The organism is Nocardia sp. JW2, from assembly GCF_051843015.1.
Lineage (GTDB): Bacteria > Actinomycetota > Actinomycetes > Mycobacteriales > Mycobacteriaceae > Nocardia > Nocardia coubleae.
On sequence record NZ_JBPXLK010000005.1, the window covers coordinates 284,885 to 297,459 of the forward strand.

The following is a 12,575-nucleotide window of genomic DNA, read 5'->3' on the forward strand; positions in this document are numbered from 1 at the left end:
GCGATGGATGGGTGGGTCAGTGGGTGACGCCGAGCAGCGCGAGCAGCCGCGTCGCGTACTCGGCGACCTCCGGTGCCGCGGCGGTGCGCGGTCGTGGGAGGTCGATGGGGACGTCGGCGGCGATGCGGCCGTCGTCGAGGACGAGCACGCGGTCGGCGAGGGTGATCGCCTCGAGCACGTCGTGGGTTACCAGCAGCACGCCGAAGGCGCGCTCGGCGTGCAGGCCGAGCAGCAGGTCGTGCATGGTGAGCCGGGTCAGGGCGTCGAGGGCACCGAACGGCTCGTCGAGCAGGAGCAGGGTCGGTTCGGCCACCAAAGCCCGTGCCAGCGCGGCACGTTGGGCCTCGCCGCCGGAAAGGGTGAGTGGCCAGGCGTCGGCGCGGGCGGCCAGACCGACCTCGGCGAGTGCGTCGCGCGCGGCCTGTTCGTCGGCTCGGCGGTTGCGCGGTGCGGGGCGGCCGAGCGCGACATTGCGTACCACCGGCTGCCACGGGATCAGCCGGGGTTCCTGGAAGACGATCGTCGGTCTGCCCTCGACGAGAACCTCACCGGCACTCGCCGAATCGAGCCCGCCCAGAATCCGCAGCAGGGTGGATTTCCCTGAGCCACTGCGTCCGACGAGGGCGACGATCTCACCCGCGCCGATCTCGAGGTCGATGCCGTCGAGGACGGTTCGGTCACCGAAACTCTTGCCTAGGCCGGTGATTCGCGCGGCGGCGGCCGTGCGCGGGGCGGTGGCGGTAGTGGTAGTCATCGGGTGGGCCTCGCAATCGAACGGCGGACGATGGTCGGTCGGCGTGCGTGGCGCTCCGAGGCAGCTGTAGCCGATGGTGACGCCGGTCGCGACGAGATGGACTCGCCCATCACCGCACCCCCGGCCGCCACCGCAGCGCACGGCGCTCGGCCAGTCGCACCAGCCAGTCGGTGAGCAGACCGAGCAGGCTGTAGACCACCAACCCGAACACCACGATGTCGGTGCGCAGGAATTCGCGGGCGTTGTTGACGACGAAGCCGAGCCCCGCGCTCGCATTGATCTGTTCGGCGACGATGAGCGAAAGCCAAGCGATGCCGAGACTTTGGCGCGCACCGACCAGGATCTGCGGCAGCGCACCCGGCAGCACAAGCAGCCGCAACCGCTCACCGAGGCCGAGACGAAGGGCGGTCCCGAGCTCGAGCAGCTTCGGGTCGAGCTGGCGGATGCCGGAGTAGGTGTTGAGGTAGAGCGGGAAGAACACACCGAGCGCGATCAGATAGACCTTCGGTTCCTCGCCGATACCGAACCAGATGATGAACAGCGGGATCAGGCCGAACAGCGGGATGGTGCGGATCATCTGCAGCGGCGGGTCGAGTGCGTACTCACCGATCCTGCTGAGCCCGGCCAGCACACCGAACGCCAGCGCGAGCGCCGCGCCGAGCGCGAAACCGTAGAGCGCGCGCTGACCCGACACCAGCAACGCGTCACCTAGCTGACCGGACCGATAGATCTCGAGACCCGCCTCGAACACCGCCGAGGGGGCGGGCAGCTTCTTGGCCGGGATCCAGCCGCTGGTACTACCGATCTGCCACAGCAACAGCAGTGCCAGCGGCGAGACCGCGCGCAGCAGGCCGGGTCGGCGATACAGCGGCCGGTCCACGGGTGCGGTGCGCGTTGCGATCGACATGGATGCATGGTGCCCCGCCCCTGTCACGCCACGACAGGGTTGCGATCAGCTCGAGGATTACCCCGCGCGGCTGGAAATCTGCTGCACACCCCACCCGTTGCCGTCGGGATCGCTGAAGAACACGAAGCCGACATTGTCGAGTGGATGCGGTGTGGGCGAGGGGTTCACACCGAGCACCTGTACATCGGTCACCTCGACGCCGCGGGCCACCAGTTCGGCGCGCGCCTGCTCGATATCGGGCACCACCAGCTGCAAGCCCTTCAACGAACCCGGCGGCATCTGTGGAACCGCACCCTTGCCGATCACGATCGAGCAGCCGGAGCCGGGCGGGGTGAGCTGGACGATGCGCACCTCGTCGGAGATCACCGTGTCGTGGTCGACGTGGAATCCGAGCTTGTTCGCGTAGAAATCCTTGGCCCGGTCGATATCCGACACGGGAACGACCACTACTTCCAGAGTCCAGTTCACGACGCACCTTCCACGGTTGGTCTGCCGACTCGCAACGCCGCTCAGTGTGCCACCACCTCAGGCTTTCCGCTCCCAACGCCAAGCGAATTCCCCCGGTGCGGGTGGTGGACCGGGCAGGTCGCCCTCGGTACGCAGGCCGTCGATCATCAGGGCGAGGACACGGCGGCGCAGTTCGGCGGTGCGCGCCTGGTCGGGCATGGTGATCGCGGCGCACGCCTCGAGGATCAGGCCGATGTCCAGGGCACTCACGTCGGTACGCAACCGACCGGTGGCGTGGGCGCGTCGGACCAGTTCCTCGGTGACCTCGCCGGAATGCAGCACGTCGGGCAGCATCGCGCCGTCGGGGGTGAAGGTGCCGGCCAGCCGCACCGTGAGCGAGTGCACGTCGGCGTCGACCACCCGCTCGAGGAAACCTACGAATCCGCGCCAGCCGTCGGAATCCTCCAGTGCGGCATCGGCTTCCGCGTTGTAGCGCCGTAACCCCTCGTGACACAGCGTGCGTAGCAGCACCTCCTTGCTCGGATAGCGGCGGTAGAGGGCGCTGATGCCGACGCCCGCGCGTTCGGCGACCGCGGCGATCGGCGCGGTCGGATCGTCGAGGAACACCGCCCGTGCGGCCTCGAGGATCAGTCCGTCATTGCGCGCGGCCTGCGCCTTGCGACCGGGCAAGCGGGGCTGAGCTGGGGTTTCGTTCTGCTTCGACATGAATATCAGCCTACCACTTGAAACGGAATGATCCGTTCTGTTACGGTTGGAACAGAACGAAGCATTCCGTTTCAAGAAGAGGATTCGACATGACCGTCACGCCCTTCCGCATCGATGTCCCCCAGGCCCGGCTCGACGATCTCGCCGCCCGGCTGCGCAACGCGCTCTACCCGGACGAGCTGCCCGGCGTGGGCGATGCCTACGGCGTTCCCAGCGATCGGGTCCGCGCCCTGGCGAAGTACTGGCTCGAGGAATTCGACTGGCGCGCAGTGGAAGCCGAGCTCAACGCCTACCCGCAGTTCACCGCCGAGATCGACGGCGAGAACATCCACTTCCTGCACATCCGTTCCTCGCGCGCCGATGCGACGCCGGTGATCCTCACCCACGGCTGGCCGGGCTCGATCCTGGAATACGTGGATGTGATCGCACCGCTCACCGAGCCCGAATCCGCCGAGGATCCGGCGTTCCACCTGGTCATCCCGTCGCTGCCGGGGTTCGGGTTCTCCGGGCCCACCCGCAGCACCGGCTGGAATCGCTACCGCACCGCCCGCGCGTGGGCCGAGCTGATGACGCGCCTGGGTTACGAGCGTTACGGCGCCATCGGCAACGACGGCGGTTCGATGGTCTCCCCTGAGATCGGGCGGATCGCGCCGGAGCAGGTGATCGGCGTGCACGTCACCCAGCTGTTCTCCTTCCCGTCCGGCGACCCGGCCGAGTTCGAGGGCATGTCGGAGGCGGATATGGCCGCGCTGCAACACCTGCAGTGGTTCCACGAGAACAAGATGGCGTTCAACACCCTGCACAGCCAGCAGCCACAGACCCTGGCCTACGCGCTGGCCGATTCACCGATCGGCCTGCTCGGCTGGAACGCGCAGCTGTTCGGTGAATCGATCGACGCGCGGTTCGTGATCGCGAATGTGGCGCTGTACTGGCTCACCGGCACCTCGGGTTCGTCGCTGCGGTTCTACTACGAGGACGCGCACGCCGCCGAGCACCCGAGCACACCGACCACCGTGCCGACCGGGTTGGCCATGTTCGCCGGCGATTTCCAGTCCATCCGGCGCTTCGCCGAACGCGACCACGGCAATATCGTCAGCTGGAATTCCTACGACGTGCGCACCGGCGCGGGCGGGGCCAACGATGCGGCCGGGCACTACGCCGCGCACGAGGCACCGGAGGTGCTGGTGGGCGATATCCGGCAGTTCTTCGCCGGCCTGTCCTGAGTCCCGGTGCCCCGGCCCACGCTCCCCTCATCGGTGCGTGGGCCGAAGCCCATTCGAATCATGCACCAGCGCACCGACATGTGCGTAACGAAGTCGACGATCAGTGGTGTTCGTGCAGGTCGCCCCAGGCGGGGAACGGGTCGTCGTAGGTCGCCCACACGGCCGCGCCCGCGGCGAACTCCGCGTCGGTGAGCAGGGCGGCGGTCAGTTCGCGCCGCACCGCCGCCGCGTCGAGCCGCACGCCGATGAACACGATCTCCTGTCCGGCGGGCACTTCGAGCGCCGACCACCACGCGCCCGGTTCGAAGGTGAGGTTCGGTCCGGCCTGCGACCAGATCGCGGCCAGCTCGGGGCGGCTGGCGATCCAGCAGAAACCTTTGCTGCGGAGCATGCCGCGCAGGGTGGTCAGCGCGTCGGCCAGGCGTCGCGGATGGAAGGGGCGGTCGGCGGTGAAGGTGAGACTGCTGATGCCGTATTCCTCGGTCTCGGGTGTGTGCCCGCCTGCCAATTCCTCTGCCCAGCCGTCTGTTTCGGCGGCGACCACCGGGTTGTAGCGACCCGTGGACAGCACCTCGCCCAGGTCGACGACACCCTTCTCGGTGCGCAGGATGTGGGCGCGCGGATTGAGCCTGCGCACGGTGGCCTCGACCGTCGCGGCGGCATTCGCACCGACCAGGTCGGTCTTGTTCACCAGCAGTACATCGGCGAACTCCACCTGATCCACGAGCAGGTCGGCGATGGTCCGCGAATCACCCTCGCCCGCTTCGAGTTCACGCTCGGCCAGGGCTTGGCCGCGTACCAGTTCGGCGAGGAAGGTCGAGGCGTCGACGACGGTGACCATGGTGTCGAGGCGGGCCACATCGCCGAGGCGGAATCCGTCCTCGAATTCCCAGTCGAAGGTGGCGGCCACCGGCATCGGCTCGGAGATGCCGGTCGACTCGATCACCAACTGGTCGAAGCGGCCCTCGCGGGCGAGTCGCGCGACGGCTTCGATCAGGTCCTCGCGCAGCGTGCAGCAGATGCAGCCGTTGGTGAGTTCGACGAGTTTCTCCTCGGTGCGATCGAGGTGACCCTGACCCGCGACGAGCGCGGCGTCGATGTTCACCTCGCTCATGTCGTTGACGATCACCGCGACCCGACGGCCTTCGCGGTTGGCGAGGATGTGATTGAGGAGGGTGGTCTTGCCCGCGCCGAGAAAGCCGGACAGGACGGTGACGGGCAGGCGGGCGGGCGAATCGGTAGTGGTCACGACTTAATGATAATGGTTTTCAATTGCTGTAACCGGTTGGGTCCAGGAAATCGGACAGGCGGTCGTAGGGTTGGGGCGTGAAGATGTTGCCGCTCGCCCCCGATGGCCAAACTCCTGTTCGCGCGCTCACCATCGCGGGCACCGACTCCGGTGGCGGCGCGGGCATCCAGGCCGATTCGCGGACCATGGCCATGTGCGGGGTGCACGCCTGTGTCGCCGTCGCGGCGGTGACGGTGCAGAACACGGTGGGCGTCAGCGGTTTTCACGAGATCCCGCCGCAGATCGTGGCCGATCAGGTCCGAGTGGTCGTGCGCGATATCGGGATCGGCGCGGCCAAGACGGGGATGCTCGCGTCCACCGCCATCATCGAATCGGTGGCGGCGGTGTGCCGGGAGGTCGGGATCGGGCGCCAGGGGACGGTGCCGCTGGTCGTCGACCCGGTCGCGGCATCGATGCACGGCGACCCGCTGCTGCACGCCTCGGCGCTCGACGCCGTACGCACCACACTCATCCCGCTCGCCACCGTCGTCACGCCGAATCTCGACGAGGTGCGCCTGATCACCGGCATCGAGGTGGTCGACGACCCGACCGCCCGCAAGGCCGCCGAAGCCCTGCACGGCCTCGGCGCGCAGTGGGCCATCGTCAAGGGCGGGCACCTGCGCACGTCGGAGACCAGCACGGACCTGCTCTTCGACGGCGACACCTTCCAGGAATTCAGCGCTCCACGCATCGCCACCGGCAACGATCACGGCGGCGGCGACACCTTGGCCGCGGCCATCGCGAGCGCGCTCGCCCACGGGTACTCGGTGCCCGAAGCGGTGGCCTTCGCCAAGGATTGGACCTATCGGTGCCTGGCCGCGTCATACAACCTCGGCGCTGGTCACGGCCCTGTGTCGCCGTTATGGAGACTCCGCACAGATCGCTAGCGTGGCAATCGAAACTTGTCGGTGGGCGGGTCCATACTGAGGTCATCGCACCCCCACCGGCTCCAACGACGTAGTCGGCGAGAACAACGAAGTTCGTGCCGGGCGCGAGTTCAGTCAGTCACGAATGCGTCGCGCAGCGGTTCGGCCGGATCGATCCGGACGCCGTTGAACCGGGCGTGAGCTTGGGCAAGGGCCGAGATGCTCTCGGCCAGATAGTCGATGAACCGCTCCACGGGCATCGCCGACACCTCGCGCTGGTTGGCGCCGAGCCACCAGTCCGTCGCCGAGGCGACCGCCCCGAAAATCGAATAGCTCACCAATTCGATGCCCGCCACGTCGACCGACTCGTCCGGCAGCAACCCGGCGATGAATTCGGCGGCGCGCCTGGCCGATTGGCGGGCGGCGGCCAGGGCCCGTTCGGTTTCGCGGGCCTGCTGGCTGAAATGACTGTGCAGGATGAACCGGAAGACATTCGGGTGCTCCGACACCACCGCCACATATTCGGCGGCGGCGCGACGCACCAGTTCGGCGGCCGAGTCGTGGGTGAGGTCGATCCCGCCGAGCAGCCGCTCCCAGAGCATTTCGCGCACCCGGTCGACGATCGCGTTGTAGAGATCGGTCTTGTCCTCGAAGTGCCGGTACAGCTTGGGCTTGGCGGCGCCCGCCTCCTTGGCGATGTCGCCCATGCTCACGTCCGGGCCGTGCGCGTCGAGGGCACGGAAGGCCGCTTCGACGAATTCGATCCGCACCTGGACGCGGTGGGCCCGCCAGCGCTCGGTGCGCGCGTCCACACGCCGGGCTGGGACCTCGTCGGCCTTCCGATGCACGCGCGTCACACTGGCAGTATCGCTGGCCACGCGGCGCGACACGCTGCCACCCCTGAATTTTTGCCGTACCGGCAAGGAAGATTGCCAGTAGACGGCATCGGTGTGCACCATCGAGAACATCCGATCAGACCCGCACCATCAGGAGCTTCGATGACCGAGACCACCCCGACCGCCGAACAGTTCTGGGAAGACTTCTACCGGGAGCGCGACCAGATCTGGACCGGCAACGCCAACGCCACCCTCGTCCGCGAAGCCGCCGACCTGACGCCCGGCACGGCCCTCGACCTCGGCTGCGGTGAAGGCGGCGACGCCATCTGGCTGGCCACCCGCGGCTGGCAGGTCACCGCGGTCGACGTGTCGGCCACCGCCATGGCACGGGGCGCGCAGCACGCGGCCGATGCGGGCGTCGGCATCGAGTGGCAGCGCCACGACCTGATGGAGACCTTCCCTGAGGGCACCTTCGATCTGGTCTCGGCCCAGTTCCTGCATTCGCCGGTGGAACGTCCCGACGAACGCGCCCGCATTCTGCGGCGGGCGGCCGAGGCCGTGGCGCCCGGTGGTTCGCTGATCGTCGGCGGGCACGCGGGCTGGCCGACCTGGGCCGCCGACAATCCGCCGCACGCCGTCCACTTCCCCACCATCGACGAGGTGATCGAGCAGCTCGACCTCGCTCCCGGCCAGTGGCAGGTGGAGACGGCCGATTTCGTCACCACGCCGTCGACCAGCCCCGATGGTGTCGCGGGCGAAAGGTCCGACAGCGTCGTCCGCGTGCGCCGCCTCGCCTAGCTGCGCCGCCTCGCCTAGCTAGCGGAGTCGCCCGCTAACGGAGTCGAGGGTGCCGCGTGGGTGCCACCCAGCAGCGGTCGACCACCGAGGCGACTGCCCAGAAGGGGGTTCAGTGGGCCAGGTTGAGGGCGTCGTGCAGGGTGGCCGCCCACTGGTCGACGATGAGTTTGCGGCGCGCCGAGTCGTCGGTGAGGACGTCGGCGAGGCCGAGACCGCGGGCCAGGTCGAGGGTGGCCTGCACGAGGTGGTGGGTGACCGGGTCGGAGTCGTCGACGCCGAGCGCTTCCACGGCGCGGCGGTGCGCGATGCGGCCGAAGCGGGCCTCGAGCGGGACGATGCGTTCGCGCAGGGCCGGGTCGGCGGCCGCGTGCGTCCACACCTGCAGCGCGGCCTTGAAGAACGGTGTCGTATAGGACTCGATGAGCGCCGACACCACGGCGCGGGTACGGCCGATGCCCTGCGCGACCTCGCGCACCGTTTCGGCTTCGGTCTTGGCCTGGTCCATCCGGAACTCGAACATGTACTCGAGTGCGGCCGTGATCAGGTCTTCCCTGGTCGGGAAGTGGTGCTGCGCGGCGCCCCGTGACACTCCCGCCCGCTCGGCGACCACCGACACCGTCGCGGCGGCCCAGCCCATCTCGGCCAGGCAGTCGATGGTCGCCTCGAGCAGCCGCTGCCGGGTGACCCGGCTGCGGTCCTGCTTGGGTTCGTGGGGTGTCGCCATGGGCTTATTGTGCCCAGCTCGGCGGGCGCTTCTGGAAGAAGGCCGTCATACCCTCGATCACCTCCGGGGTGCCGAAGAACCCCGCCGAGCGCTGCGCGAGCTCCTCCACCCGGGCGTCGAAGTCGGCGAGCAACGTCGCGTTGACGAGCTTCTTCGACTCCGCCAATCCCTGCGGCGACCCCTTGCGCAGCTGCCCACACAGGCGTTTCACCTCGGCCGACGGGTCGTCGGCCGCGATGGTGACCAATCCGATCTCCCGCGCCGTCGCCGCGTCGAACTTCTCCCCCGTGAGGAAGTAGCGACTGGCCGACCGCTGGTCCATGCGCGGAACCAGCGTGAGCGAAATCATGAACGGCGCCATCCCGATCCGCACCTCGGTGAGCGCGAAACTACTGCCCGGCCCCGCGACGACGAGATCGCAGGCACCGATGATGCCCATACCGCCGGCCCGCACATTCCCGTCGATCTGCGCGATCACCGGCTTGGGCGAGGTGAGAATCCCACGCAGCACATCGATCATCACCCGCGTCCGCTGGTCGGCGGCCACCGCCGGATCGACGGTGCTGGCCTCCTTCAGATCGGCCCCCGCACAGAACGTGTCTCCCGTATGGGTGAGCACGATCCCGCGCACAGCCGCATCCCCCGCAGCCCTGTCGAACCCCTCGAGCAGCTCACGAACCAGCTTCGAGGACAAAGCATTCCGGTTGTGCGGAGAATCGAAGGTCAGCGTGGCGAACCCATCGACCACTTCGTAGCGGACGAACGGTGCTTCCGTCACGTCACTCATCGGGACTCCTGTTCATCCGAAGTGAAGGCGGTCGCCCCAGCTGGGGCGACCGCCGGTAACTCAGTAGGACCGCGGCAGCCCGAGCGAGTGCTGGGCCACGAAGTTGAGGATCATCTCGCGGCTGACCGGCGCGATCCGCATGATCCGAGCCGCCTGCAGCATCGCCGACAGCCCGACCTCCTTGGTCAGACCCGAACCACCGTGAGTCTGGATCGCCTGATCCAGCGCCTTGATGCTGGCCTCGGCGGCGGCGTACTTGGCCATGTTGGCCGCCTCGGCAGCCCCGAACTCGTCACCCGCGTCGTAGAGCGTCGCGGCCTTCTGCATCATCAGCTTGGCCAGCTCCAGCTCGATCTTGATCTGGGCCAGCGGATGCGAAATGCCCTGGTGCGCACCGATCGGCGTCTTCCAGACGGTGCGCTCCTTGGCGTATTCCACCGCGCGGTCGATGGCGTAGCGGCCGAGGCCGATGGCCATGGCCGAGCCCATGATGCGCTCGGGGTTCAGCCCGGCGAACAGCTGCGCCAGCGCCGCGTCCTCGGAGCCGACGAGGGCGTCGGCGGGCAGGCGCACGTCGTCGAAGAACAGCGTGAACTGGTTGTCCGGCTCGATGACGTCCATCTCCTGGACGTTCTTCACCAGGCCGGGCGCGTCGACGGGGACGATGAACAGCGCGGGCTTGAGCTTGCCGGTCTTGTGGTCCTCGGTGCGCGAGACCACCAGGATGGCCTCGGCCTGATCGACACCGGAGATGAAGATCTTGCGGCCGTTGAGGATCCAGTCGTCACCGTCGCGGCGGGCGGTGGTGGTGATCTGGTGCGAGTTGGACCCGGCGTCGGGTTCGGTGATCGCGAAGACCATCTTCGACGAGCCGTCGGCCAGCTTGGGCAGCCAGGTCTGCTTCTGCGCGTCGGTGCCGTACTTGGTGATGATGGTGCCGCAGATGGCCGGGGACACCACCATCAGCAGCAGGCCCGCGCCCTGCGCCGAGAGCTCCTCCTGCACCAGTGCCAGCTCGTACATGCCCGCGCCACCGCCGCCGTACTCCTCGGGCAGGTTCACGCCGAGGAAGCCGAGCTTGCCCGCTTCGTCCCACAGTTCGCTGAGCGGCTCGTTCTTGCGCGAGAGCGGCAGCACGTAGTCGCGGTAGTTGTACTTGGTCGCCAGCGAGGCGACCGCCGCGCGCAGCGCCTTCTGCTCTTCGGTTTCGTGGAAGCTCATGCTGTCTGCTCCTGCTCTTCTTCCTCGACGACGGCGAGGACGGTTCCGACCTCGACCTGCTGGCCGACGGTCACGTTCAACGCACTGAGCACGCCGGTGGCCGGCGCGACGATGGTGTGCTCCATCTTCATGGCTTCCAGCCACAGGATCGGCCGGCCCTGCTCGACGTGATCGCCCTCGGCGGCGCCGAGGCGGATCACGCTGCCCGGCATGGGCGCGAGCAGCGAACCCGCGGCGACCTGCTCGGACGGGTCGGTGAAGCGCGGCAGCCTGCGCACCGCCACCGGGCCGAGCGGCGAGTCGACCGCCACCAGGTCGTCGTAGCGGGCGATCTCGAACTGGCGGCGCACCGGCCCACGGTCACCCGGCACGGCGAGCACGACCCGGTTCGGCGTCGCCGAGATCAGTTCCAGACCGTCGTGGCCCTCGACCGTCACGGCACCGGACCGGTCGAATCGGTAGCGCACCTCGTGTGTGCCGCTGGTTCGGCTCTCGTAGGACTTGCGCTGCGGCTCCGACGCCAGGTTGCGCCAGCCGCTCGGCGCAAGCCTGCCGAAGCGGTTGGCGGCGTGGTTGGCGGCCGAATCCGCGAGGGCGGCGGCGACGATGGAGAGTGCCTCGTCGGCCTCCGACGCCAGCGGCGCGGACAGCGCGGCCAGGTCGTGGGTGGCGAAGAAGCCGGTGTCGGTGTCACCGGCGAGGAACGCGGGGTGCCGCAGTACGCGCACGAGCAGGTCGCGGTTGGTGACCAGGCCGTGCAGCTTGGCGCGCTGGAGCGCGGTGGCGAGCAGATGTGCTGCCTCGGCGCGGGTTTCGGCGTAGGAGATGACCTTGGCCAGCATCGGGTCGTAGTGCACGCCGACGACCGAGCCGTCGACGACACCGGTGTCGAGGCGGACACCGGGCTGCTCGAGCACGGTGAATTCGCCTGCGGTGAAGGGGATCTCGATCTTGTGCACGGGACCGCTCTGCGGCTGCCAGTCGTGGGCGGGATCCTCGGCGTAGAGCCGGACCTCGATCGAGTGGCCGCGCTGGGCGGGCTGGTTCGCGGGCAGCGGGAGACCGGAGGCCACCTGCAGCTGCAGGCGGACCAGGTCCAGGCCGGTGGTCTGCTCGGTGACCGGATGTTCCACCTGCAGACGGGTGTTCATCTCCAGGAAGAAGAAGTCACCCTTCTCGTCGGCGAGGAACTCGACGGTGCCCGCACCCTCGTAGCCGATCGCCTCGGCGGCCAGCCGTGCCGCCTCGAACAGGCGATCACGCATGCCGTCGATCTTCTCGACCAGCGGCGAGGGAGCCTCTTCGACAACCTTTTGATGACGACGCTGGATCGAGCACTCACGCTCACCGACGGCCCAGGTCTTGCCGAAAGTATCGGACATGACCTGGACTTCGATGTGACGGCCGGTCTCGAGGTAGCGCTCGCAGAACACCGTCGGATCGCCGAACGCGGATTCGGCCTCGCGCTGGGCCGCGGCGATCTGGTCTCGCAGATCGCCCAGCTCACGCACCACGCGCATACCGCGACCACCACCACCGGCGGAGGCCTTGATGAGCACCGGCAGGTGCGCCTCGGTGACCTCGGCGGGATCGAGCTCGGCGAGGACGGGGACACCGGCGGCGTCCATCATCTTCTTCGACTCGACCTTCGAGCCCATCTGCTCGATGGCCGCGACCGGCGGACCGATCCACACGAGCCCGGCGTCGAGCACCGAACGCGCGAATTCGGCGTTCTCGGAAAGGAATCCGTAGCCGGGATGGATCGCGTCGGCGCCTGCCGACAGTGCCGCCTCGATGATCAGCTCACCGCGCAGGTAGGTCTCGGCCGGGGTGTTGCCGGGCAGCCGGACGGCGGCGTCGGCCTCGGACACGTGCGGCGCCGCGGCATCCGCGTCGGAGTACACCGCGGTGGTGGCGATACCCATCCGACGGCAGGTGGCGAACACGCGGCGCGCGATCTCACCACGATTGGCGACAAGAACATTCGTAATGGCCATG

13 protein-coding genes are annotated in these 12,575 nt (G+C 68.4%); 3 read left to right on the top strand and 10 right to left on the bottom strand.

Features of this window, described 5'->3' with window-relative positions; all coding sequences use genetic code 11:
* Positions 1-16: 16 nt before the first annotated feature.
* The 4 genes from ACSVDM_RS10755 to ACSVDM_RS10770 all read right to left on the bottom strand — a co-directional run bounded on the left by ACSVDM_RS10755 (position 17) and on the right by ACSVDM_RS10770 (position 2,834).
* Positions 17-754, bottom strand: a complete 738-nt coding sequence (locus ACSVDM_RS10755) for an ABC transporter ATP-binding protein (RefSeq protein WP_439264347.1) — start codon at positions 752-754, stop codon at positions 17-19.
* Between the two features lie 109 nt (positions 755-863).
* Positions 864-1,661: an ABC transporter permease gene (locus tag ACSVDM_RS10760; protein WP_439264349.1), complete on the bottom strand. Its 798-nt coding sequence runs from the start codon at positions 1,659-1,661 to the stop codon at positions 864-866.
* 57 nt (positions 1,662-1,718) lie between these two features.
* Positions 1,719-2,129: a VOC family protein gene (locus tag ACSVDM_RS10765; protein ID WP_439264351.1), complete on the bottom strand. Its 411-nt coding sequence runs from the start codon at positions 2,127-2,129 to the stop codon at positions 1,719-1,721.
* A 57-nt stretch (positions 2,130-2,186) separates the two neighbouring features.
* On the bottom strand, positions 2,187-2,834 hold the full coding sequence (locus tag ACSVDM_RS10770) for a TetR/AcrR family transcriptional regulator (RefSeq protein WP_439264353.1): 648 nt from the start codon (positions 2,832-2,834) through the stop codon (positions 2,187-2,189).
* An 89-nt stretch (positions 2,835-2,923) separates the two neighbouring features.
* Here ACSVDM_RS10770 and ACSVDM_RS10775 point away from each other — a divergent pair, with 89 nt between their 5' ends.
* Entirely contained in the window at positions 2,924-4,057 is a 1,134-nt protein-coding gene (locus ACSVDM_RS10775; protein WP_439264355.1) for an epoxide hydrolase family protein, read from the top strand.
* Between the two features lie 100 nt (positions 4,058-4,157).
* Here ACSVDM_RS10775 and ACSVDM_RS10780 read toward each other — a convergent pair whose 3' ends face one another.
* A complete protein-coding gene (locus tag ACSVDM_RS10780; RefSeq protein WP_439264357.1) occupies positions 4,158-5,306 on the bottom strand; it encodes a GTP-binding protein in 1,149 nt (382 codons plus the stop codon).
* A 77-nt stretch (positions 5,307-5,383) separates the two neighbouring features.
* On the opposite strand from ACSVDM_RS10780, the gene thiD reads away from it, so the two are divergent.
* Positions 5,384-6,232 carry a bifunctional hydroxymethylpyrimidine kinase/phosphomethylpyrimidine kinase gene (thiD, locus tag ACSVDM_RS10785; RefSeq protein WP_439264359.1) on the top strand — a complete coding sequence of 283 codons (849 nt, stop codon included), beginning with the start codon at positions 5,384-5,386 and terminating at the stop codon, positions 6,230-6,232.
* 110 nt (positions 6,233-6,342) lie between these two features.
* On the opposite strand, the gene ACSVDM_RS10790 is transcribed toward thiD, so the two are convergent.
* Complete coding sequence (locus tag ACSVDM_RS10790) at positions 6,343-7,068, bottom strand: TetR/AcrR family transcriptional regulator (RefSeq protein WP_084457387.1); 726 nt, start codon at positions 7,066-7,068, stop codon at positions 6,343-6,345.
* 141 nt (positions 7,069-7,209) lie between these two features.
* On the opposite strand from ACSVDM_RS10790, the gene ACSVDM_RS10795 reads away from it, so the two are divergent.
* Positions 7,210-7,845 (top strand): class I SAM-dependent methyltransferase, encoded by a 636-nt coding sequence (locus tag ACSVDM_RS10795; protein WP_439264361.1) that lies wholly within the window; start codon positions 7,210-7,212, stop codon positions 7,843-7,845.
* 109 nt (positions 7,846-7,954) lie between these two features.
* Here ACSVDM_RS10795 and ACSVDM_RS10800 read toward each other — a convergent pair whose 3' ends face one another.
* Genes ACSVDM_RS10800 through ACSVDM_RS10815 form a run of 4 tightly spaced genes read right to left on the bottom strand, consistent with a single transcriptional unit; the run spans position 7,955 to position 12,574 of the window.
* The gene (locus ACSVDM_RS10800; protein WP_439264363.1) at positions 7,955-8,569 is read right to left on the bottom strand and encodes a TetR/AcrR family transcriptional regulator; all 615 of its coding nucleotides are present in this window, start codon (positions 8,567-8,569) and stop codon (positions 7,955-7,957) included.
* A gap of 4 nt (positions 8,570-8,573) precedes the next feature.
* A complete protein-coding gene (locus ACSVDM_RS10805; protein ID WP_439264365.1) occupies positions 8,574-9,356 on the bottom strand; it encodes an enoyl-CoA hydratase family protein in 783 nt (260 codons plus the stop codon).
* Positions 9,357-9,416: 60 nt separating this feature from the next.
* Positions 9,417-10,577 carry an acyl-CoA dehydrogenase family protein gene (locus ACSVDM_RS10810; protein WP_067642048.1) on the bottom strand — a complete coding sequence of 387 codons (1,161 nt, stop codon included), beginning with the start codon at positions 10,575-10,577 and terminating at the stop codon, positions 9,417-9,419.
* Positions 10,574-12,574, bottom strand: coding sequence for an acetyl/propionyl/methylcrotonyl-CoA carboxylase subunit alpha (locus tag ACSVDM_RS10815; RefSeq protein WP_439264368.1), 2,001 nt, complete (start codon positions 12,572-12,574; stop codon positions 10,574-10,576). Before ACSVDM_RS10815 ends, ACSVDM_RS10810 begins: the two co-directional genes overlap by 4 nt.
* Position 12,575 lies beyond the last annotated feature (1 nt).